The organism is uncultured Jannaschia sp. (assembly GCF_947503795.1).
In the GTDB taxonomy this organism is placed as follows: Bacteria; Pseudomonadota; Alphaproteobacteria; order Rhodobacterales; family Rhodobacteraceae; genus Jannaschia.
The window spans coordinates 1,202,092-1,224,998 of record NZ_CANNEZ010000001.1 but is presented as its reverse complement, the minus strand read 5'-3'; the positions used below and the strand labels follow the sequence as shown (position 1 = coordinate 1,224,998).

19 protein-coding genes are annotated in these 22,907 nt (G+C 68.2%); 8 read left to right on the top strand and 11 right to left on the bottom strand.

Annotated features, from left to right (window positions below):
• Positions 1-61 precede the first annotated feature (61 nt).
• The 3 genes from Q0833_RS06570 to Q0833_RS06560 form a co-directional block, all read right to left on the bottom strand.
• Positions 62-1,231, bottom strand: a complete 1,170-nt coding sequence (locus tag Q0833_RS06570) for an RsmB/NOP family class I SAM-dependent RNA methyltransferase (protein WP_298431467.1) — start codon at positions 1,229-1,231, stop codon at positions 62-64.
• A gap of 3 nt (positions 1,232-1,234) precedes the next feature.
• Complete coding sequence (guaB, locus tag Q0833_RS06565) at positions 1,235-2,683, bottom strand: IMP dehydrogenase (RefSeq protein ID WP_298431465.1); 1,449 nt, start codon at positions 2,681-2,683, stop codon at positions 1,235-1,237.
• 81 nt (positions 2,684-2,764) lie between these two features.
• Positions 2,765-3,598 (bottom strand): universal stress protein, encoded by an 834-nt coding sequence (locus Q0833_RS06560; protein WP_298431463.1) that lies wholly within the window; start codon positions 3,596-3,598, stop codon positions 2,765-2,767.
• Between the two features lie 150 nt (positions 3,599-3,748).
• Between Q0833_RS06560 and thrS the strand changes: the two genes are divergently transcribed.
• Complete coding sequence (thrS, locus tag Q0833_RS06555) at positions 3,749-5,695, top strand: threonine--tRNA ligase (protein WP_298431460.1); 1,947 nt, start codon at positions 3,749-3,751, stop codon at positions 5,693-5,695.
• Positions 5,696-6,000: 305 nt separating this feature from the next.
• The gene (locus Q0833_RS06550; protein ID WP_298431458.1) at positions 6,001-6,615 is read left to right on the top strand and encodes a heme-binding protein; all 615 of its coding nucleotides are present in this window, start codon (positions 6,001-6,003) and stop codon (positions 6,613-6,615) included.
• Here Q0833_RS06550 and Q0833_RS06545 read toward each other — a convergent pair.
• The 3 genes from Q0833_RS06545 to Q0833_RS06535 all read right to left on the bottom strand — a co-directional run bounded on the left by Q0833_RS06545 (position 6,612) and on the right by Q0833_RS06535 (position 10,113).
• Positions 6,612-7,265, bottom strand: a complete 654-nt coding sequence (locus tag Q0833_RS06545; protein ID WP_298431456.1) for an SOS response-associated peptidase — start codon at positions 7,263-7,265, stop codon at positions 6,612-6,614. The two genes, Q0833_RS06550 and Q0833_RS06545, sit on opposite strands and share 4 nt — an antisense overlap.
• A 4-nt stretch (positions 7,266-7,269) precedes the next feature.
• Entirely contained in the window at positions 7,270-8,373 is a 1,104-nt protein-coding gene (locus Q0833_RS06540) for a histidine kinase dimerization/phosphoacceptor domain -containing protein (RefSeq protein ID WP_298431454.1), read from the bottom strand.
• Between the two features lie 162 nt (positions 8,374-8,535).
• A complete protein-coding gene (locus Q0833_RS06535; protein WP_298431452.1) occupies positions 8,536-10,113 on the bottom strand; it encodes a bifunctional UDP-sugar hydrolase/5'-nucleotidase in 1,578 nt (525 codons plus the stop codon).
• Between the two features lie 119 nt (positions 10,114-10,232).
• Here Q0833_RS06535 and Q0833_RS06530 point away from each other — a divergent pair, with 119 nt between their 5' ends.
• The gene (locus Q0833_RS06530) at positions 10,233-10,568 is read left to right on the top strand and encodes a DUF952 domain-containing protein (protein WP_298431450.1); all 336 of its coding nucleotides are present in this window, start codon (positions 10,233-10,235) and stop codon (positions 10,566-10,568) included.
• Positions 10,565-11,611: a quinone-dependent dihydroorotate dehydrogenase gene (locus Q0833_RS06525; RefSeq protein WP_298431448.1), complete on the top strand. Its 1,047-nt coding sequence runs from the start codon at positions 10,565-10,567 to the stop codon at positions 11,609-11,611. Before Q0833_RS06530 ends, Q0833_RS06525 begins: the two co-directional genes overlap by 4 nt.
• On the opposite strand, the gene Q0833_RS06520 is transcribed toward Q0833_RS06525, so the two are convergent.
• Positions 11,608-12,771: a carbohydrate ABC transporter permease gene (locus Q0833_RS06520; RefSeq protein WP_298431446.1), complete on the bottom strand. Its 1,164-nt coding sequence runs from the start codon at positions 12,769-12,771 to the stop codon at positions 11,608-11,610. The two genes, Q0833_RS06525 and Q0833_RS06520, sit on opposite strands and share 4 nt — an antisense overlap.
• Before the next feature lie 33 nt (positions 12,772-12,804).
• Positions 12,805-13,824: a carbohydrate ABC transporter permease gene (locus tag Q0833_RS06515; RefSeq protein ID WP_298431444.1), complete on the bottom strand. Its 1,020-nt coding sequence runs from the start codon at positions 13,822-13,824 to the stop codon at positions 12,805-12,807.
• Positions 13,825-14,061: 237 nt separating this feature from the next.
• On the opposite strand from Q0833_RS06515, the gene Q0833_RS06510 reads away from it, so the two are divergent.
• A complete protein-coding gene (locus tag Q0833_RS06510; RefSeq protein ID WP_298431442.1) occupies positions 14,062-14,685 on the top strand; it encodes a methyltransferase in 624 nt (207 codons plus the stop codon).
• 101 nt (positions 14,686-14,786) lie between these two features.
• Here Q0833_RS06510 and Q0833_RS06505 read toward each other — a convergent pair whose 3' ends face one another.
• Entirely contained in the window at positions 14,787-16,007 is a 1,221-nt protein-coding gene (locus Q0833_RS06505; protein ID WP_298431440.1) for an ABC transporter substrate-binding protein, read from the bottom strand.
• 204 nt (positions 16,008-16,211) lie between these two features.
• On the opposite strand from Q0833_RS06505, the gene Q0833_RS06500 reads away from it, so the two are divergent.
• Complete coding sequence (locus tag Q0833_RS06500) at positions 16,212-17,180, top strand: ester cyclase (protein ID WP_298431438.1); 969 nt, start codon at positions 16,212-16,214, stop codon at positions 17,178-17,180.
• Here Q0833_RS06500 and Q0833_RS06495 read toward each other — a convergent pair.
• Both Q0833_RS06495 and Q0833_RS06490 read right to left on the bottom strand, forming a co-directional pair.
• Positions 17,177-17,785, bottom strand: coding sequence for a biliverdin-producing heme oxygenase (locus Q0833_RS06495; protein WP_298431436.1), 609 nt, complete (start codon positions 17,783-17,785; stop codon positions 17,177-17,179). The genes Q0833_RS06500 and Q0833_RS06495 overlap by 4 nt on opposite strands.
• A 23-nt stretch (positions 17,786-17,808) precedes the next feature.
• Positions 17,809-20,385, bottom strand: coding sequence for an HWE histidine kinase domain-containing protein (locus Q0833_RS06490; protein ID WP_298431435.1), 2,577 nt, complete (start codon positions 20,383-20,385; stop codon positions 17,809-17,811).
• A gap of 385 nt (positions 20,386-20,770) precedes the next feature.
• On the opposite strand from Q0833_RS06490, the gene Q0833_RS06485 reads away from it, so the two are divergent.
• Together Q0833_RS06485 and argC are read left to right on the top strand one after the other, a co-directional pair.
• Positions 20,771-21,895 (top strand): aminotransferase class I/II-fold pyridoxal phosphate-dependent enzyme, encoded by a 1,125-nt coding sequence (locus Q0833_RS06485; RefSeq protein ID WP_298431434.1) that lies wholly within the window; start codon positions 20,771-20,773, stop codon positions 21,893-21,895.
• 70 nt (positions 21,896-21,965) lie between these two features.
• A complete protein-coding gene (gene argC, locus Q0833_RS06480; protein WP_298431432.1) occupies positions 21,966-22,883 on the top strand; it encodes an N-acetyl-gamma-glutamyl-phosphate reductase in 918 nt (305 codons plus the stop codon).
• Positions 22,884-22,907 lie beyond the last annotated feature (24 nt).

The following is a 22,907-nucleotide window of genomic DNA, read 5'->3' as shown; positions in this document are numbered from 1 at the left end:
AAATCGTTAAAGTCGCATTAACGTCCGTGAATCCGGCAGCGGCGCGATCCGGCCGCTGAGGTCAGGCGGGGCGCCCCAGAAGGCTCAGATGGAAGCCGTCGGCGCCGTCGAGCGGCGTCGTTTCCCACCGCAACCCGCGCACGAGGCCCGGATGGCGGTCCTGCGCGGCCTCGATGCGGGCGTCATTCTCCTCGCGCAGGAGCGAGCAGGTCACGTAGGCGAGCCACCCGCCCGGCGCCAGCATCGTGACCGCGCGGTCAATGATCGTGTCCTGCAGGGATGTCAGCTCGGAAAGCCGCTCCGGCGTCAGGCGCCACTTGGCCTCGGGCGCGCGACGCCAGCTTCCCGATCCGCTACAGGGGACGTCGGCGATGATGCCATCGAAGGGCGCCAGCGCCTCGGGCGTGGTCGTGGTCTCGATGCCGGCCCCGGCGCGGGCGGCCCGGACCGGCAGATCGCGCATCCGGGCGGGATCGGCGTCGTGCGCGATGATCTCGGCGCCAGTGCGGGCCGCGTAGGCCAGCGCCTTGCCGCCGCCCCCTGCGCAGAGGTCGAGGACCCGCGCAGCCTCCGGCAGACGGTCGATCACGGCCTGGCTGCCGGCATCCTGCAGCTCGAAATGGCCCATCTCGAATTCCGGCAGCGCAGTCAGGCCACGGGGCGCGCCCTCGACCGTGACCGCGGTCGGCGAGAGGGAGTGCGCATCGGCGGCGTGACCGACCGCGACCAACCGATCGATCAGCACCGGGCGCGTCGTCTTGCCGGTGTTGACGCGAAGGATTACGGGGGCGCGGTCGCGCAGGGCGGCCGCGACGGGATCGGCATCGGCCCCCAGCGTGGCGCGCAGCCGGTCGAGCAGCCAGTCGGGCAGATCGAGGGCCACCGCCTCGGGTGCCGGGCCGGGGTCTGGCATCCGATCCAGCGGCGCGGGCGCATGTCCGCTGCCGTCGAACAGAGTCGCGAGATCGGCCCCCTGCCCCGCGAGAAGGCCCGCCATGACCTGCCTGCCGTTCATCGCCTCGGGCGCGACATCTCCGAGCCCACCGGCCCAGGCCGACGACCGCAGGCGTCGCAGCGCGTCGAAGACGTGGTCGCGCACCGCCGCGCGGTCCTTCGACCCGGCATAGCGCGCGCCGCGGGCCCAGCCGGTCAGCGCGCGTTCGGCGGCCGCACCGGCGAAGACGGCATCCAGCACCTCGATCGCCGCCTGAACGCGGGCCCCCGGACGCATGGGTCAGGCGCCCCGATAGTTCGGGCTTTCGCGCGTGATCTGAACGTCGTGGACATGGCTTTCGGTCAGCCCCGCGCCCGTGATCTTCACGAAACGGCACCCCGTCCGCATCTCATCGACCGTCGCGCAGCCGGTATAGCCCATCGCGGCCCGCAGGCCGCCGACGAGCTGGTGGACCACCGCGCCCGCCGAGCCCTTGTAGGGCACCTGCCCCTCGATCCCCTCGGGGACGAGCTTGTCGGAGGCGGCGTCCTTCTGGAAATACCGGTCCGCCGAACCCCGCGCCATAGCACCAAGCGAGCCCATGCCGCGATAGGATTTGAATGACCGGCCCTGGTAGAGGATCACCTCGCCCGGGCTTTCGTCGGTGCCCGCGATCATGCTGCCGACCATGGCGCAGGACGCGCCCGCGGCGATGGCCTTCGCAAAATCGCCCGAGAACTTGATGCCGCCATCGGCGATGACCGGCACGTCGCCCGCGGCCCCCGCCGCGTCCATGATCGCGGTCAGCTGCGGCACGCCGACGCCCGCGACGATGCGAGTGGTGCAGATGGATCCGGGGCCGATGCCGACCTTCACCGCGTCCGCACCCGCGTCGATCAGGGCGCGCGTGCCCTCGCCCGTGGCGACGTTGCCCGCGACGACCTGCACCGTGTTCGACAGCCGCTTGATGCGGTCAACCGCCTGGCCCACGCCCTCGGAATGGCCATGGGCCGTGTCGACCACGATCAGGTCGCAGCCCGCGTCGATCAGCGCCTCGGAGCGCTCGAAGCCCGCATCGCCGACGGTCGTGGCGGCCGCGACGCGCAGGCGGCCCAGCTCGTCCTTGCAGGCATGGGGGTTCAGCACCGCCTGCTCGATATCCTTGATCGTCAGGAGGCCCGTCAGGTGGCCCTTGTCGTTGAGGACCAGCAGCTTTTCGATCCGGCGCGCATGCATCACCGACTTCGCCTCGGCGAGGTCGACGGGTTCGCGCAGGATGGCGAGGTTGTCGCTGGTCATCATGGTGGCCACGGGCGTCGCGTCGTCACTGGCGAAGCGCATGTCGCGGTTTGTGACGATCCCCAGGACGCGGCCCGCATCGTCGGTCACGGGAAAGCCCGTGACGCGGTATCGCTCCTGCAGGGCCTTGGCGTCGGCAAGCGTCTGATCGGGGCGCAGCGTGACCGGATTGTAGACGATCCCGCTCTCGAAGCGTTTGACGCGGCGCACTTCCTTTTGCTGCGCGTCGAGGTCGAGATTGCGATGGATCACCCCCATCCCACCGGCCTGGGCCATGGCGATTGCCATTCGCGCTTCGGTCACGGTGTCCATCGCCGAGGACAGAACCGGGATGTTGAGCGCGATTGATTTCGTGACGCGCGTGCGGGTGTCGGCGGTGCCGGGCAGGACCTGGCTCGGACCGGGCACGAGCAGCACGTCGTCGAAGGTGAGGGCCTCGCGAATCTCCATGGCAGAACTCCGTGGGAGGGGATCGGTTGGCACCTTCCTATTTCACCCCCCGCCCGCGATGGAAACCCCGCGCGTGCGACGTCAGTCCGGTGGCGCGATCAGCACATCGCAGGGCGCATGGAGCGCCACCCGTTCGGCCGTCTCGCCCAGAAGAAAACGCGCCAGCCCCGCGCGTGCATGGCGGCCCACGACGATGAGGTCGGCGCCGCTCGACGCGGCCGCCTCGATCAGCGCCTGCGCGGGGGCCGCGATCAGCGCCTCGCGCGCGACTTCGAGATCCGGTGCGTCGGCCTTGAGCCCGGCCACCGCCTGATCCAGCGCCTCCTCCAGCCGCTGTTGCTGGCCGGGGCTGGCAAGGTCGACCGCATAGGGCGCGCCTGTCACCATGTCGGCCCAGGCATGGAGCAGCGTGACATGTTCGAGCGGAGCCAGCGCCTTTGCCAGCTTCATGGCGCTCGTGCTCGCGGGCGAGAAATCCCAGCCCGCCACGGCGCGGGTATAGAGCCGCGTCGCCGGCTCCACCGCCACGAGGATCGGGACCGCGACCGCGCGCATCAGACGCGACAGCGCGGGCGAGCCGACCAGCTCGGCAAGGCCCCGGTCGCGATGCGAGCCGACCACCACCAGCGACGCGCCACGATCGGCGGCGATCCGGCCCAGAAGCTTGGCAACCTGGCCCGCCTCGACGTCGATCCGCGGCGCCTCGGCCTTCAGGATCGCGTCGCCCTGCACCCGCGCGCGCAGCTCTGCCTCGGCCTCCTCGGAGCGGCGCTGCAGGATGGCGGCGGGCAGGTCGTCATCGATTACGTGCACGATATGGAGCGCGGCCCCCAGCCGTTCGGCGAGGACGGCGGCGCGCCGAAGCGCGAGGTCGGACCTGGCGCTGAGGTCCGTGGCGGCGATGATCGGTCCCATGGCAGGGCTCCTTCTCGGGTCGGGGCGCCACATCTGCCACGCGCCCGCGCCCACCCGCCTTGACGCGGATCAACCTCGCCGCCAGAACGCCCCCACGACATACCCGCAACCGGGCGTTCCGTGGGCGCCGAACCGACGAGGAGGACAGACATGTCCCAGATCACCCTCACCTTTCCCGATGGCAATTCGCGCGATGTGCCCGCCGGCATCACGCCCGGCGAAGTGGCAGCCGACATCTCGAAATCCCTGTCGAAGAAGGCCATCTCTGCGCAGGTGAACGGCTTGCATTGGGACCTGGCCTGGCCCATCGAGACGGATGCGAAGATCGCCATCAACACGATGCAGGACGAGGCCCCGGCGCTCGAGCTGATCCGCCACGACCTGGCACATGTCATGGCGCGCGCCGTGCAGGCGATCTGGCCCGACGTGAAGGTCACGATCGGCCCGGTCCGCGACTTCGGCTGGTTCTACGATTTCGACCGCGCCGAACCCTTCACGCCCGAGGATCTCGGCCAGATCGAGGCCGAAATGAGGCGCATCATCGCCGCCCGCGACCCCGTCCGCACCGAGGTCTGGCCGCGCGACCGCGCCCGCGCCCATTACGAGGCGGCGAACGAGCCCTTCAAGGTCGAGCTTCTGGACCGCATTCCGGGCGACGAGCCGATCCGGATGTATTGGCACGGCGACTGGCAGGATCTCTGCCGCGGGCCGCATCTGCAGCACACGGGCCAGATCCCGTCGGACGCCTTCAAGCTGACCCGCGTATCCTCGGCCTATTGGCTGGGCGACAGCGACCGGCCGCAGCTTCAGCGCATCTACGGCATCGCGTTCCGCAACCGCGACGACCTCAAGGCGCATCAGAAGTTTCTCGAGGAGGCCGAGGCGCGCGATCACCGCCGCCTGGGCCGTGAGATGGACCTCTACCACATGCAGGAGGAGGCGCCGGGCCAGGTCTTCTGGCACCCGAACGGCTGGACGATCTACACGACGCTGCAGGACTACATGCGCCGCAAGCAGCGTGCTGATGGCTATGTCGAAGTGAACACGCCGCAGGTTGTGGACCGCAAGCTCTGGGAGGCGTCGGGCCACTGGGACAAGTACCAGGACCACATGTTCATCGTCGAGGTGGACGAGGAGCACGCGCGCGAAAAGGCGATCAATGCGCTCAAGCCCATGAACTGCCCGTGCCACGTGCAGGTCTACAACCAGGGCCTGAAATCCTATCGCGACCTGCCGCTCCGAATGGCCGAGTTCGGGTCCTGTTCGCGCTACGAGCCGTCGGGTGCGCTGCACGGCATCATGCGCGTCCGCGGCTTTACGCAGGATGACGCGCATATCTTCTGCACCGAGGACCAGATCGAGGCGGAATGCGCCAAGTTCATCACGTTCCTCGCGTCGGTCTACAAGGATCTGGGCTTCGAGACGTTCGACATCGCCTTCGCGACCCGGCCCGAGAAGCGTGTCGGCACGGACGAGGCCTGGGACCATGTCGAGGGCGCACTTGAATCGGCGATCAAGTCGGTCGGCGCGCCTTACCGCGTCGAGGAGGGCGATGGCGCGTTCTATGGCCCGAAGCTCGATTTCTACCTGACCGACGCCATCGGCCGCGTCTGGCAATGCGGCACCTTCCAGGTCGATCCCAACCTGCCCGAGCGGCTGGGCGCCACCTATGTGGGCGAGGATGGCGACAAGCACCGGCCCTATATGCTGCACCGCGCGTGCCTCGGCTCGTTCGAGCGGTTCATCGGCATCCTGATCGAGAACTCCTCGGGCCGTCTGCCGTTCTGGCTGGCCCCACGGCAGGTCGTGGTGGCGTCGATCGTGTCGGAGGCAGACGATTACGTGGCCGAGGTGGTCGCCGCGCTGACGAAGGCGGGCGTGCGGGCCGAAGCGGACATCCGCAACGAGAAGATCAACTACAAGGTGCGCGAGCACTCGTTGGGCAAGGTCCCCGCGATCCTCGCCATCGGGCGGCAGGAGGTCGAGGACCGGACCGTCACCCTGCGTCGCTTGGGCGAGAAGCGGACCGAGGTTCTGGGGCTGGACGAGGTGGTGGCGATGCTGGGCCGCGAGGCGACGCCGCCGGACCTCGCCTGAATGTTGCGCTTATCGGGACAATGCGCAGAGAACGGCGCATTGTCGCGGATTGACCCCACATGCGCCGCAATCGCGCCACATTGCAGTAGCAGTTTATTAACCAAGGCAACGGTTCGGGCCGGGGTTGATCAGCATCCTCCCCCTTTGACGGTCCCCCGGCTGAACCGAACCCTCTCTCCCTGAAGACTGGTCGGCCCGCGCGTCACGCGCGGGTCGCTCCACATCCGGCTAGTGCTATCGGTTGGAACCGCGCCGGGGGCCCGCGGCTTGTGCTCGAGACCCCTGACCCGCGCGAGGACCACGGCATGAAGATCTCCACGGCGCTCGAGCAGATGCTCGATCTCGGCCTGCATATCGTGGCGCCCGCCACCGCGCGGGACCGAACCGAAAGCCCGGCCTACGAGGTGCTGTCCTCCGAGGGCGAGGTCGAGTTGCGGCGCTACGCGGCCCAGATCGTCGCCGAGACGACCGCGACCGGCACCAAGTCCGAGGTCGACGACGACCTCTTCCCGCGGCTGGCCGCGTATATCTTCGCCTCCGAGCGCGATGGCCCCGAGATCGACATGACCACGCCCGTCCAGCTGGCACCCGAGGGCCTTTCGGTCACGGACGATCCAACGGGCGCGGAGGCCTACACGATGCGCTTCGTCATGCCGGCCGAGTGGACGATCGACACCCTGCCCCGCCCCCGTGACCCCCGCGTCTCGATCCGCGAGGTGCCGGCCCGCACTGTCGCAGTGCTGTCATTCAAGGGGGCCGCGACCGACGAGGTGCTGCGAAGCAAGGCCGCGGCGCTGCGCGCGCATGTGGCCGCGCAGGGTTGGACCGCCGACGGCGCGGTGGAGTTCGCCTCCTACGATCCGCCGGTGACGCCCGCGCCCTTCAAGCTGCACGAGGTTCGGATCGCGGTGGCGGACTAATCCTCGATCAGCGGGTCGATCAGCTCGGGGCCCGTCGCGCGGTTCGAGTTGACCGTCGGCGCCACGCGGTAGCGTGCGATCCGACCCTCGGGCGCGGCCCGCATCAGGGGCGCGGCGCCCGTCCCTTGCTCGCCCAGCCAGAGGCCCCAGTCGGCCGGGTCCAGCGTGACCGGCTCGCGGTGATGGATCTCGGCCATGGTCGGCCCGGCGGCGCAGCTCACGATGGCGCAGGTCGGCATGCGATCCGCGCCCCAGTCCTGCCAGATGCCCGCGAAGACCATCATCTCCGCCTCGACCGGGTGGAAATACCACGGCAGCCGCGCGCCGTCCGGTCCCTTGGTCCATTCGTAGAACCCCGTCGCGGGCACGAGGCATCGCCGCTCGCGCACCGCCGCGCGGAAGGCCGGCTTCTCGGCGATCGTCTCGGCCCGCGCGTTTATGATGAGTGGCCCGTCGGTGGGCGTGTCGTACCAATGCGGCAGGAACCCCCAGCGCATCGAGACGAGGCGGCGGCCCGCGACGACGACCGGCACCTGCACGGTCGGGCAGACGTTGTAGTTGGGGATGTCCGGCAGATCGTTCGCCGGTTTCGCCGCGAAGGCCTGCGCCATCGCGTCATGGGGCAAGGTCAGGGCGTAGCGGCCGCACATCGCGTCACAGCCCGGAGAGCGGAAACTCCAGCACGCCGCGATAGCCGGTCGGCCCGGCGCTCAGCTTCAACTCGCCGCCAAGCTGGGTGGCCGAGGCCTGCATGATCCGAAGCCCGAGGCCCGACCGCTCGCCCAAGGGTGGCTGGGCGGCCTGGCCGATGCCGTCATCCTCGCAGATAATGATGTAGCGGTTGCCACCCTCGATCGCGCCGCGCAGATGGACCTGTCCCGCGCGTCCGTCGGGAAAGGCGTGCTTGCACGAATTGCTCGCCAGTTCGTTGACCAGCACGCCCAGAGCGGAGGCCTGGCGGGAGACCAGCGAAAGCGGCTCGAATTCGGCGATCAGCTCGACCTGCGACGGCGCGGCGGCCTGTAGGTGCCGCGTGATGCGGCCGAGATAGCCGTCCAGAGCGATCGGCTTTTCGGGCTCGTCGGTCTGGTAGAGATCGGCATGCAGCTCGACCATCACCTGGATACGCCGCTCGACCGAGGCCAGCGCGGTCCGCGTCTCCTCGCTGACGGCCTGGCGGGCGGCCATGCGTGTCAGCACGGTGACGTTGGCGAGGCTGTTCTTGACGCGGTGATCGACCTCGCGCCGGAGGACGTCCTGCTGGCGCATCGCCTCGTGCAGTTCGAGCCGCCGCATGATCTGGCCGGCCAGAACTTCGAGCCCCCGCCGTTGCCGCTTCGACAGCGTGCGCGGCACGCGGTCGAGAACGCAGAGCGTACCCAGCACGATGCCCGTATTCGTCACGATCTGGGCCCCCGCGTAAAAGCGAAGCGGATCGTCGGGGTTCGTCACCAAGGGGTTGTCGCGTGTGCGCGGGTCGAGCCGGGTGTCGGGGATTTCCAGAAGGTCTTCCTGGAGGATCGCGTGGCTGCAGATCGAACTGTCGAGCGCCGTGCTGTCGAGATCGACGCCGCAGCGCGCCTCGAACCGCTGATCGGCCTCGTGCACGATGGAGACGAGTGCGATGGGGCAATCGCAAATCTGGGCGGCCAGTTCGACCATCCCGTCGAACACGCCGGAATGATGCTGGGTCCCCAGGTCATAGCGCCGGATCGCGGCCAGCCGCTCGATCTGATTGAATGGGGTGGCAGCCAGCATGTCACGATCCTGATCGTAATGCGCCGCGACCCTGCCAGTTACGCAACGCCGCCTTTGCAGACGTAACAGGGTCAACTCCAATCAGCAAGCTGGAAAGCCGCATGCCGGACCAATGGCCCGGCATGCGGTTCTTCAAATACCCTTTAAATCAGGGCATTGCGGTCACTTGGCCACGATGCGCCCATCGGTGGCCGGCGTGTAGCTTCCGCCCTGTGCCGCGATGTAGTCGGCAACCACGACCTCGAGGCCCGGCCCGAAATCATAGGCATCCTCGGCATCCGAGAACATCCCGTAGCCGTCGCCACCGTTGCGAACGTAGTTGTTCGTCGCCACGCCGTAGGTCGCCGCCGGATCGAGGGGCTCGCCGCCGATCATCACGTCGCTGATCCGGCTGCCGGGTTCGGCGGCCGCGTCGAAGGCATATGACATGCCCGCGACCTGCGGGAAGCGGCCGGCACCGTCAGCGACTTCGCTGACCCCGTTCTCGAGCGCGGCGAGGATCGTCTCGCCGGTCGCGGTAAAGGTGGCCAGCGTGTTCTGGAACGGCAGCACCGTCAGGACTTCGCCCATGGTGATCTCGCCCGCGTCGATGGATGCGCGCAGACCGCCACCATTGGCGATCGCCACGACGATGCCCTGATCGGCCACGCGGTCGAGCATGGCGTCGGCCACGAGGTTGCCCATGGCGCATTCCATCGCCCGGCAGACCTCGCGCGAGCCTTCGATCACATCCGTCGCCTCACCGATGACGCGCGACTTCAGCTCCTCGATGGGACCGGCGAGTTCGGCGATCCGGGCCGCGATGGCCTCGTCCGCCTCGACCGATGCGTCGATCAGGTTGGTGTCGCCTTCCGCCGAGATCACATTGCCTTCGGCATCGAACGCCAGCACGAGGTGGCCGACATACTTGGAATAGGCATAGGCCTGCACGATGGGCACGTCGTTGACCATCGTGGGATAGGCCTCGGCCCCCTCCTCGGTGTTCGAGAAGAGCGTGTGGCTGTGGCCGCCGACGATCGCGTCGAGGCCGGTGACGTTCTCGGCGATCCGGCGATCCATCGGCAGGCCGACATGGGTCAGCGCGATGATCTTGGTGACGCCATCGGCGGTCAGCGCGTCGACATCGGCCTGCAACGCCTCGATCTCATCCTGGAAGATGACGCTCGGCCCGGGGCTCGAGGTCTCCACCGTGTCGGTCGCCAGCGCCGAGATGATCCCGATCCGCTCGCCGCCGACCTCGAGGACGATGTGGTCAGCGACCTGATCTTCGCCCAGCACGTTCGACTGGCTGAGATCGAGGTTGCCCGAGATGATCGGCACATCCACTTCGCCGGCAAACTCGGCCAGCTGCTCGGGGCCGTCGTCGAACTCGTGATTGCCCACGGCCATCGCATCGAATCCGATGGCGTTCATCATCTCGGCTTCCACGTCACCCTTGTAGGTCGTGTACATCAACGAACCCTGGAATTGGTCGCCCGCATCAAGCACGATGACGTTCTCGCCCTCCAGCTCGGCGCGCTTGCCGTCCATGAAGGTCTTGATCCGGGCCACGCCGCCGAAGCATTCACCCGCCGCGTCGTCCTCGGCCGAACAGGTGCTGTCGAAGCGGTTGATCGGCTCGATCCGGCTGTGCAGATCGTTGATATGCAGGATGTTCAGCGTGTAGGCCGCATGCCCGTCGGCGGCGGCGGTGCCCGCGGTGATGGCCAGGGTGGCAACGGCGGTCAGATAACGGTTCATCGAAAGAAACCCCCTCAGGTTGGATGGCGCGATGGTGCGCGCAAGGCGGGGGTCTGTCAAAGCGATATGCGGCAGCCCGCGCTTGACGCCGCGTCGACGCGCGGGCATCTGCCCGATCCATGATCTACAAGCTCTTTCGCACGCCCGAATGGGAGGCGCTCAAGGCCGACGAGACGACGCTCGGGGCGCCCGTGGACCTGGCCGACGGCTATATCCACTTCTCGACCGCCGCGCAGGTCGCCGAGACGGCCGCGAAGCACTTCGCCGGGGTCGAGGGGCTCTGGCTCGTCGCCGTCGACGAGACCGCGCTTGGCCCGAACCTGCGCTGGGAGCCGTCGCGGGGCGGCGAGGACTTCCCGCATCTCTATGCGCCGCTCCGCCGCGACCAGGTCGCGTGGGCCCAGCCCCTGCCCCTGGTGGACGGCACCCACGACTTTCCCGCCGGGATGGAATGACGCCGGAGCGCGTCGCCCTCGCCCTTCTGCACCGGCTCGACCCCGAGCGGGCGCACGGGCTGGCGCTCGCCGCGCTCCGCGCCGGGCTGGGGCCGCGCGGCGGTCCGCTCACCTCCGAGCGGTTGCGCACGACCGTGGCCGGGTTGGAGCTGCCGAACCCGATCGGCCTTGCGGCGGGGTTCGACAAGAACGCCACCGCGCTGGCGGGTCTGGCCGGGTCCGCGTTCGGGTTCATCGAAGTCGGCGCCGCCACGCCGCGCCCGCAGCCGGGCAATCCCCGCCCCCGCCTCTTCCGGCTGACGGAGGACCGCGCAGCGATCAACCGCTTCGGGTTCAACAATGACGGCATGGACGCCATCGCCGTCCGCCTGGCCGAACGGCCGCGCGACGCGGTGATCGGTCTCAACCTCGGGGCCAACAAGGACAGCGCGGACCGCGCCGAGGACTTCGCCCGCGTCCTCGCGACCTGCGGCGCGCATGTCGATTTCGCGACCGTCAACGTCTCGAGCCCCAACACCGAGCGGTTGCGCGACCTGCAGGGTGCTGCGGCGTTGCGCGCGCTGCTGGACGGGGTGAGGGCCGCGCGCGATGCGCTGCCGCGGCGGGTGCCGCTCTTTCTCAAGATCTCGCCCGATCTGTCGCAGGCGGAGCTGGCCGAGCTGGCGGAGGCCTGCGCGGGCGTTGATGCCGTCATCGCCACGAACACCACGCTGGACCGGTCGGGTCTGTCCGCGGGCCATGCGACCGAGGCGGGCGGTCTCTCGGGTCAGCCGCTCTTCGAGCGCTCGACGCGGGTGCTGGCGCAGCTCTCGACCCTCCTGCCGGAGATGCCGCTGATCGGGGTCGGCGGGGTCGGATCGGCGCGGCAGGCCTACGACAAGATCCGCGCCGGGGCCTCGGCGGTGCAGCTTTATACGGCGTTGGTTTACGAAGGCCCGCGCCTCGCCGCAGAGATCGCGACGGGGCTCGATCGCCTGCTCGCGCGGGACGGCTTCGACAACGTCGCCGCGGCCGTCGGCACGGGCCGCGGTGACTGGACCTAGCCTTTTACCGCGCCCGCCGTCAGGCCCGACACGATCTGCCGCTGGAAGATCATTACCAAGAGGAAGAGCGGTGCGGTGATCGACACCGCCGCCGCGATCGCCTCGACCTGATCGGTGGTCGTCGTCTCGCGGTTGAAATACCCCGCGATGGCCGGAACCATGGTCTGGTTCGACGCGTCGAGCAGAAGCGAGGTCACGAGGAAGTCGTTATACGCCAGAAGGAAGCTGAAGAGCCCGGTCGTGATGACCCCCGGCCACATCACCGGCATGATGACCCAGCGGAATGCCTGGAAATGGGTGCAGCCGTCGACGCGGGCGCTTTCGTCCAGATCGACGGGAATGTTTTGAAAGAAGCTGCGCAGCATCCAGATCGTGAAGGGCTGGTTGATTGAGACGAGCACGGCGATCACCGCCAGCGGCTGGCCGTAGAGGGTGGGCGCGTTCTCGCCCAGGATCGGTGACAGGATCTCGGCCGAGTTGATGAAGACCGGCAGATAGCCCGCAACCAGCACCGAGTGGGGCAGCGCGCGGAAGATCAGGGCGATGATCAGGATCCAGAAGGCGAAGGTGCTGCCCGACCGGGCGAGGCCGTAACCCGCGAGCGTGCCCACGGTCAGCGAGACGGTGACGACACCCAGCGTGACGATCATCGAGTTGCGGAAGTTCTCGTAGAAGGCGTTCTCGACCCAGACGGCTTGGTAATGCTCGGTCGTCAGCCCGAGGATCGGCTGGCCGATCGGGCCGAGCAGGCTTTCGATCGGTTCGGCGATCCACGGCATCACCACGAAGAACCCGAGGATGAAGAGGACCGCGAAGCCCAGGGCGATGACCGCCCAGCTGAAGATCTTCTGCAGCGTCCCCTCGCCCGCCGCCATCGGCATCAGCCACTTGGTCGCGGCCTTGATCGCCAGCCACGCGACCCCGATCCCCAGCACGATGTCCACGATCGACAGGCCGTTGCCATCCGACATCGTGCGCGGCCCCTGAATGACGTTCCACGCCGAGGAGGAGAATGCATCGACCGGCGATTTGAACGACATCGCCAGCACCCAGACCAGCGGGAAGGCCGCGAGGAAGAGCCAGAACAGAAGGAACAGGTTCGACGCCAGCTTGAGCGAGAACGGCTGCCGCATGGCGCGGGGGATGCTTGCGTCCGACATGGGCTCAGACTTTCTCTCTGGTGGGTGTCGACATCATCCGCCCTTGTGATCGCGCCACGTGCGCCGCAGCGGCGCGGCGAGCAGCACGACCACCCCGATCATCGTCAGCATGGCCGAAGCGCTGGCCGAGGACACCGCGCGGTTCCCCGCATCGTCCGGCGTCAGGTAATCGTAGGTCAGGTATTGCAGCGTGATGCGGTAGCTTTCGGACGAGAAGCCGATCACCTCTTCGAAGGCGCGATAGGCGTCCATCAGGTGGATCAGCGTGATGAACACGATCAGCGGCATCAGGTGCGGGATGACCACGTAGCGCAGCCGCTCCCAACGCGAGGCGCCGTCGATGATCGCGCTTTCCAGCGTGTCCTGGTTCACGGTCTGAAGGCCCGCGTAGAAGATCACGAAGGCGAAGGGTGCCACGTGCCAGACGCGGTAGAACATCATCAGGAACTCGATCGCCCAGCCATTGGCCGCGACGCTGAGATTGGTGTTGAAGAGCGCTTCCAGCCAGATCGTCACGATCCCGTCGCCGTAGAACAGCCAGCGGATCGACAGCGCGCCGATCACGGGCGTGATGATGAACGGCAGGAGCGAGACGAAGATGACCGGGCCTTTCACGGTCCGCGTCGCGTTGTTGACCACGACAGCGATCGCGAGGCCGAGGCCCAGCACGAGCGGCAGGGTGATCAGCGTGAAGGTCAGCGTGAAGCGGAGGGCCTTCCAGAAATCGATCCGCAGCAATGCGCCGAAATCGAAGGACGTGATCGCATCGATCGCCCGCTGGCCGCCCAGCACGTTGGCATAGCTTCCGAACCCGACCCATTCCGTCACGCGGATCGGGTCGCCGTCCTCGTCGAGAACGGGGATCGTCTTGACCTCGGTCGTACAGGTCTGCGTCAGGAAGCCGGGCGTGCAGGTCTCGACCTCCTGCGTCTGGAATACCGGATTGGTCACCTGGAACGAGTTGATGAAGACCGAGACCAGCGGGAACGCGATGAAGAGCAGCATCAGCACGACGGACGGTCCGACGAACATCGCGAAGGTCTTGAACTTCATGGCACCGCCCCCCGGCCGCTGTCCCTCGAGGGAAGCGTTGCATACGTAGTCAATCCTGTCACGGCTTTTCGCGCGGTGCCGGGATCGCGGCGGGCCCGTCTCGGATAGCAAGCCGCGATCGGATAGGTCCGAAGCCTTGTCGAGCATGGCCAGGCCGTGCGTCGACCAACCCCCCCCGCAGTCTCGGATCGCGCGCCGGAACTGGAACTCTCGCGCCCGGTCGGGCAGGGTCGCACGATGACGCAGACCGCCCCCTCCCTCACCCATGGTTATGACAGCGCCGCGCCCCGCTGGGGCGACAAGATGCGGGCGCTGGGATATTACGACGCCTATCTCGGGTTCCTGTCGACGCCGCAGGCTGAAGCGTCCCCCGCCGCGCATGTGGTCGATATCGGGGCGGGGACGGCGGCGCTCGCGGATGCCTGGGTCGCGATCAACGGTGCCCCCGGCGCTCTGACCCTGCTCGACCCGAGTGCGGCGATGCTGGAACGGGGCGAGGCCGCGCTTCGCGCTCGGGGCGTGACGCCGCGCCTCGTCCATGGATTGCTCGGCGAAGCGGCCGTCGCACCGGCAGACGAGGCGCTGGCCGCCCACGTCATCGAGCATTGCCCCGACCCGCTCGAGGCGCTGCGGCAGATGCGCGACATCCTCCGGCCCGGCGGGCGGCTGCATCTCGTGGTGTCCAAGCCCCATTGGTGCAACGCGATCATCTGGCTCCAGTGGCGCCATCGCACCTTCGGTCGCGACGAGATTCTGGGGCTCTTGAGCGAAGCCGGGTTCGAGGTCCTGCGGACCTACGCCTTCCCCTCGGGGCCGCCCTCGCGGACGAGCCGGGGCATCGTCGCCCGCCGCGTGGACTGACGCCACCGCTCGGGCCCGAATGAAGAACGCCCGGCCCCTTCGCGAGGGCCGGGCGTCCAGCCGGGGCGGGTTCGCGCCCGCCCCGCGATCTGCGGAAGGTCCTACTCCAGAAGACCGGCTTCCTGCGCGGCCGAGGTATAGGCCTCCTCGACGGCGGCCAGCGCCTCTTCGGCCGAGCGTTCGCCCGTGAAGAAGGAGGGCAGCTCGTTGCCCAACGCGGTGTGCATCAGGCCCATCTGGCTGGTCGAGGGATAGCTCGGCGGGGCCGGCTGCGCGGTGGCCGTGGCGATGGCGCCCGAGGCCATTTCCGAAGGCTGGTAACCACCGACGAGCCAGATGGCGTCGTCGTTGTTGGCCGTCACCATCGTCTCGTCGAGACCTTCCATCGCGACGCGGAACGCGGCTTCCGCCGTGGCGTCGTCGATGTTGCGCGCGACCACGAGGCCGTCCCACCAGAGCGTCGTCGCGGGCACGCCGCCCTCGACCGCAATCGGTGCGGCGGCGGACCCGACAAGGCCCACGACGTCGCTTTCGGCTTCGTCGTCCATCGCCCCGCCGCGCGAGGCCCAGAGGTTCGCCATGGCGATCTTGCCCTGCTGGAACTGCTGCTGGACGTAGGTCGAGTCGGACACGAGGTACTCGGGGTCCATATACTCGGTCAGGGCCTTCATCATTTCCAGCGCCTGCACGCCCGCCTCGGAATTCACCGCCGGGGTCGAGTCGTCGTTGTAGAAGGTGCCGCCGTAGCCGACGAACATATTGTTGAAGTCCTGCGCCAGGTTCCAGCCCGACATCATCGTGGCACCCAGCGGGTATTCCACGACACCGGCCTCGCGGATGGCGGCCGCCACCTCGAGAACCTCGTCATAGGTGGTCGGAACCTCGAGCCCCAGATCCTCGAAGATGTCCTTGCGATACATCAGGTGCTGGGTGTTCACCATCATGGCGATGGCCATGATCTCGCCGTTGACGCGGATCAGCTGGTTGTCCGCGAGATTGGCGCCGTACTGCTCGACCAGATCGTCGAGCGGGCGGATCGTGCCCTCGTTCAGAAGGGGCGTGATCGTGCCGTTGGACACGCCGCCCAGCGCATAGAGCGACGGATCGGCGGCGAAGGCCGCGGGCTGCTTGGTGCGGAACTCCTGGTCGAGCTCGGCTTCGACATTGCCGCATTCGGCCATCGCATCGGTGACGGCCTTCCAAGCCTCGAACCCGGCCGAGAGCGACTTGACCTCGACATCGTTTTCGAAAGCACAAGCCGCCATCGCGGTGGAGCCCATCAGGGCGAACGCGCCCGCAAGGGCCAGTTTTCTCATCAGCATCGTAGTCTCCCTGTCGATGTCATTACATGCTCCCGGTTCGGGCCGGGTTATCGTCCCGGGCACCCTGCCGGGGCGTGGTCCGGGTTTCAACGCATCGACGCTTCAAACGCCGATCCGAACGTGCCACACCCTCCCGTGCATACGTTTGCAAGGACGCTAGCCGCGCCTTCCCCGCCGTGGCAAGCGCAAATCACGGGACCCGACATGACGATGACCGCCACCGACCCCCGCCCTGCCCTTGCCGAAGGCCTCGCCCGCCTGTTCCGCGACGGCGACCCGTCGATCCTCGCGCCCGAGGCGGCGTGGGACATGATGGCGCCGGTCGACCACGTAGCGGGGCGCGACGCGATCATGGCCGATGTGGTGGCCCCGCTGCGCGCGGCGCTGACGGGTCTGCACCGTCGCGACCTGATCGTGATCGGCGGCCCGAACCGGCGGGACACCGGGGGCGAGTGGCTGGTCTGCGTCTCGCATTACGTCGGCACGCATGACGGCGCCCTCTGGGGTGTCGCGCCATCCGGCAAGCTCGCCTTCCTGCGCGCGGGCGAGTTCCACCGGCTGTCCGATGACGGCCGCCACATCGTCGAGAGCCGCATCATCCTCGATCTGCCCGACCTCATGCGGCAGGCCGGGCGCGATCCCTGGGACGGCCATGGCCTCGGGACCGAGATCGCCTTCCCCGCCCCCGCCACGCAGGACGGCCTCTGCCCGCCCCGTGCCGGAGGGACGGCCAGCCTCGACGTGGTCGAACGGATGCTGGGCGCGCTGCATGTCTACGACCCCGAGACCAAGGGCTCCGCCGGCCAGACCGGAGAGGGCGGCACTTGGGCCGACGACATGCTCTGGTACGGGCCCTGCGGCATCGGGTCGAACTTTCGCTGGGACGGCTTCGTAAAGGATCATCGCGACGCGTTCCTGACGGCCTTCCCCGACCGCAAGGGCGGCAACCACTACTGCCGGATCGGAGACGGAGATTACGCCGCCGTCTCGGGCTGGCCGTCGATGACCATGACGATGCGCGCGCCCTATCTCGGGGTGCTGGCCCAGGATGCGAAACTGACGCTGCGGGTCATGGATATCTATAGGGTCGCTGATGCGCGGATCGCCGAGAACTGGGTGCTTCTGGATTACGTCGACCTCTTCCGCCAGATGGGCCGCGACATCCTGCGCTAGCGGTGCGGCCCCGCGGCGGTGACGGACCCGGCGGCGGTCTCGACACGGACGGCATCGAGATACTGGTCGAACGCAAGCCGCGCCCCGTCTATGGCCGCGTCGACCTCGGCCCGATCCGGCAGGGCCGCGCCGAGCGCCGTTTTGAACGCGGGCCACGAGAGGTGCGGGCGATCGGTCAGGAACGCCGTCGCATCGGCGTCCTCTCCCACCTCGCCGCCCCGAACCGTCTGCGCCAGCATCCGGCCGCCCAGTCGCGAACCTTCGAGTACGTAGGCCACGCCCCACAGCATCGCCGCCCCCAACGGCTCGGGCGAAGGCGCCTGCGGCATCGGGATGGCCATGCGGTCGAGCGCTTGGGTCAGTGGGGCCATGCGTGGCGCCCAGCCGGGACAGATGGCCGCAAAGCCGCCCGCCGTCAGGGCCGCCTCCAGTGGCGGAAGTGCCGCCGCATGGACGCCGAGAAATCGGCGGTAGCCTTCGCGCGTGGCCAGATCGAAGGCGGACATGCTCGTGTCGAGTTCGACATGGGCCGCATCCGTCGCCGCGCGCAGCGCCGAATGGGCGCCCGCCGCGACCGTCGCACCCGCAGGCCCATCCGGCGGCATGCGCCCGCCATCGGCGGCCGCGGTCAAGGCTGGGACAGGTCGGATGGCAAAAGCTCGGCCAGACTCGCGGCGAGCGTTCCGTCATCCACCGGCTTGGTGAGGATGGGCACGTCCTTGAACGATGGCGGCACGTCAACCGTCGAGCCGTAGCCCGTCACGAACATGAAGGGCACGCCCTTGGCCATCAGTTCGTCGCCGACCGCGAAGCTGACGACACCGCGCAGGTTCATGTCGAGAATAGCCGCGTCGAATTTCTCCTTGCGGATCAGGCGCAGCGCCTCCTCGACGGTGGCGGCCGTCTCGACCACGTCGGCCCCGCGCCGGGTCAGGCTTTCGACCATATCCATCGAAAGGACGATATTGTCCTCGACCAGAAGGATGCGCGCCCCCGACGCGACCTGCCGGATCTCGGTGATCTTGCCCACCACCTTGGACGGCGTCTCTTCCGTCATCTGGATCAGCGTATCGGCCGGCAGACGGAACGACATGGTGACGCCGCTTGGTGCGTAATCCATCTCGACCGTGCCGTCGAATTCGTAGGGGATCGCCTTCTCGATCAGGGTGCGGCCGAAGCCGTGCCGTTCGGGCTCTTTGACCTCGGGTCCGCCGAGTTCCTTCCATGAGAATTGCAGCTCGCCGCCCTCGATCGTCCACTTCGTGCGGACGAGACCCTCGGACGTGCTGAGTGCGCCGTATTTCGTGGCATTGGTGACCACCTCGTGGAAGACGAGCGCGATCATCGGGGCGACGTCGGGCCTGAGCCCGATGAGGGGTCCGCTCATCAGGACCTGGGCACTGTCCTCGGAGAGGAAGGGCGCCAGTTCGGTCTCGAGGATGCCGCGCAGCGACACACCGCTCATGCTGTTGGATACCGCGAGGTCATGCGCCGCGGCCAGCGCCGCGATCCGTTGCTCCAGTGCCTGCGCGTAACTTTCCAGCGACGCCGACGACGCCTTGGCCTGCCGTGACAGCGACCGGATGAGCGCGAGGATGTTCTTCACCCGGTGGTTCAGCTCGGCGATCATAAGGTCCTGCTGACGCTGATAGTTCATCAGGTCCTTGTGCCGGTTCATCTCGGCCCGCTCGCCGCGCGCGGTGATCTGGGTCAGAAGGCGCTGCAACTCGCTCGCGGCTTCCAGATCGAACCCCGTCCAGTCCACCGACCGGCCCTTCTGCTCCTCCGAATAGGCCTCGAACGAGCCCCGCGGGCTGAGCCGTGCGCCGTGCGGCCCGATCGACACGTCCTTCTGCGGCTTGCCGGCCCATGTGACCTGCAGAAGCTTCTCGTCCCGGAAGAACAGCAATTGCAGCGGGGCCACGGCCGCGCAGCGGATAATCAGGCACCCGGCACTTGCGCCGAGGTCATGCGACCCCGCCCAGCCCTCGGCGGCCAGCGTGGTGGTCCCTTCGACGAGGTCGAAGCTGCTGGGGCGCCGGTTGCCGATGGCCCGGATCGCCTCGGCCGATGGCACGGAGCCCGAGGTCTGGAGCTTGTCGTCGCGGATGATCGCAAGTCCGTCGCAGGCGATCACCTTCGCGAGGATCTTCTCCATTTCGGGGAACGAGTGCAGCAGGTCCGTCGCGGCATCGGTCTCGGCGAGGATCCGGCGCCGCGCCGCTTCGGCCTTGTTGCGCGCGTCCAGCATCTCGACCTCGGTCCGCTGCTGGATAAGTAGTGACACCATCTGGCCGAAGAGTTCGGCCGCGATGCGGACATCCGAACGCGTGGTGCGTGGCTGCCGGTGATGGCACGCAAACATGCCCCAGAGCCGTCCCTCGACGATCAAGCCGATCGTCAGCGTCGCGTGGACACCCATATTCGCGAGGTATTCGACATGGATCGGCGACACGCCGCGGAGATGCGCCAGCGAGATGTCGACGGATTCGGGATCTTCGGTGTGCCCCAGCAGGCCGACCGGCGTCTGGTGGACATCGCTCAACATCCGGAGCGGGGCTTTGATCTGCATCGTCCGCGCCTGCGTCGGCACATCCCAGGCCGGGTAGCGCAGGCCAAGCAGGCTCTCGATGTCATGCATGCGCGCCTCGGCCACAACCTCGCCATCGCCGTTCGCGGAGTAGCGGTAGGCGAGGACCCGGTCGTAGCCCAGGAGATCGCGCAGGCCGTGGACACAGGACTGCAGGAAGCGGTTCAGCGTGTCCTGCCGCGACGCGTGCGCCAGGAACAGGCGCATCCGGTCGATCGGGTGTTCCCGATCGCCAACGCTTGGGGCTTGCACCGGTTCGAGCTCGACGACGGCGCGGTCGTCCGGGCTGCGATGGGCGAAAACCTCGATGCGACGCCCCGCGACCTCGGCCACGCCGACGCGCTCGCGCTGGGTCTTGGCGGTCGGGAGGGTCAGCATGTTGCGGATGTCGTGCAGGACCTTCGGGTCAAGCACGGTGTGGAAGGACTGACCCAGAACGGACTTGGCGTCGTGGTCGAGCACCTCGGCGAGATTGGTACTGGCGAAGTCGATCCGCGACAGATCGAGCGGCCCGATCAGCATCGCGCCGAAGGGCTGGATGCGGCCCGGCCGGTGGATCGGCTCGCGGTCGCAATTGTCGAGCGCGAGGTCGCTCGGGTCGATCCATTCGTTCACGGGCCTGCCTCATGCAACCGGTTGGGTGCGGCTTCATAGCCCTTCCGCGGTATGCAACGGAAGGGCTAACCGGGTGATTTTCTTCCCATCTAGCGCAACATTTGTCGATCTCGAACCCTTTTGAACGCCGCCCGCCGGAGGGCGCGGTCGCGCCGAATACCGGGGCGCACCACGCGTATATGAAGCGCCGCAGCCTGTGTGAATTGACGTCGCGCGCGGTCGGACGCGGCGAGATCGCTTGCCAAAAGATCGACCGCGCCAGTCCGCAGACACGCCACGAGGGATCGGGCCACCTGACGTTGGGGCACGCCCCGCCGCTTGCCCATCGCTGCCGCCTCGACCAAACCCATCGCGAGCCGTCCGAAGGCGGAACAGGGAGACCGCGATGCAGATCGATCCATTCGGCGTTGAGATGTGGATGAACGCCCATGAGACGCGATGCCGCCATAACATCGCCGAGACCTGCGTCGACAGCCTGACGGTTGGCGAACTGCTGCGGCTGGCAGGGCGAAACGACGACGATCTGTCGGCACTCCTGGCGATGAAGATGACGTATGGCGCCATCCCCGGCTCGGACGCCCTCCGGGGGGCCATCGCCGCGCTCTATGCCGATCGGGCGGCTGCGGATGTCATGATTTGCCACGGGACCGCCGGGGCCAACGCACTCGTCTGGCAGGCCATGGTGGGTGCGGGCGACCGGGTCGTAACACTCGTGCCGACCTATCAGCAGCACGTTTCGATCCCGAAGGCGCTCGGCGCGGAGGTGGTCGAGGTTCCGCTCCGCCCCGAGGACTGGCTGCCCGATCTCGATGCGCTGCAGGCGGCGGCACGGCCGGGCACGAAGATGATCGCGCTGACGAACCCCAACAACCCGACAGGAAGCCTGATCGACGGCGACCTTCTGGCCGAGATCGTCCGAATCGCGCGGGCGGCGGGTGCCGATCTGCTCGTGGACGAGGTCTATCGCGGCACGGCGCAGACGGGACCCGGCGCGACACCTTCGGTCGTCGATCTCTACGAGCGTGGCATCGCGACGGGCGGAATGTCGAAGGCGTTCTCGATGGCGGGACTGCGGCTCGGCTGGGTCGTCGGCCCGCCCGACGTCCTCGAGGCCGTCTCGCATCACCGCGACTACACCACCATCTCGGTCGGGCGGATCGACGACCATCTGGCGACCATCGCGCTCGAACAGGCGGACCGGATCCTCGCGCGGTCGCGCGCCATCACCCGCGACAACCTCGCCATCGTGGACGACTGGCTGGCGACCGAGCCGCTGGTCGATTGGGTGCGGCCCCGCGCCGGGACCGTCGGCCTTCTGCGCTACGACCTCGACCTGCCCTCCGAGCGGCTCTGCCTCGACCTCCTCGACGAGCAAGGCGTGCTCCTGACCCCCGGCGCCGTCATGGGAGCCGAAGGCTACCTGCGGATCGGCTTCGGCAACCCCGCAGAGACGCTCCGGGCGGCACTGCCGAAGCTGTCGGCCTTCCTACGGCGACGGGCCGCGCAATAGGGCCTGGCCCGCGCCCATTGCGACGGCGCGCGGCGCGGCGTATCCCCGCGGCACAATTTGGAGGCGAGCCATGACCACATCGGTGTTCATCGACGGCGAGGCCGGAACCACCGGCCTTCAGATCCGCGAGCGGCTGGAGGGGCGCGACGATGTCCGCCTCGTCCAGGTCGAGCCCGCGCGCCGCAAGGATGACGCCGCCCGCCGTGACGCCTTCGCCGCCGCCGACGTGGCGATCCTCTGCCTGCCCGACGCCGCCGCGCGGGCGGCGATCGACCTTGCGGGCGACACCCGGATCATCGACGCCTCGACGGCCCATCGGACCGCCGCGGGCTGGGTCTACGGTATGCCCGAACTCCCTGGCCAGCGGGACCGCATCCGGTCGGCCGCGCGGGTCGCGAATGTCGGATGCTACGCCACGGGGTCGATCGCGATGATCCGCCCCCTGACGGGAGCCGGCATCCTGCCCGCCGACCATCCCGTCACCCTGACGGGCATCTCGGGCTATACCGGGGGCGGCAAGGCGCTGATTGAGGAATACGACGGCGGTACGCTGCCGGACTATTTCCTCTACGCGATCGGTCAATCCCACAAGCACCTGCCCGAGATCGTCGCCTATGGCGGGCTCGACCGCATGCCGCTCTTCCAGCCCTCGGTCGGCGCGTTCGCGCAGGGCATGGCCGTTCAGCTCCATCTCCATGCCGACCACCTGCCGGGCGAAATCGCGGGGCATGCCCGGATCGAGGCCGCGCTGCGTGATTTCTACGCGGGCGATCCCTTCGTGTCCGTCGAGCTTCCGGGCGAGCGCATCGACCCGCAGTCGCTCAACGGCACCAACCGCATGGTCCTGACGGTGCAGGGGGATGGTGCGGGCCGCGTGACCGTGATCGCGGTGCTCGACAATCTCGGCAAGGGGGCCTCCGGGACGGCGGTGCAGAACCTCAACCTGATGGTCGGCGCGCCCGAGGATGCCGGGCTCGCCACGATGTGATGCGACTTGGCAGGGGGACGTGCT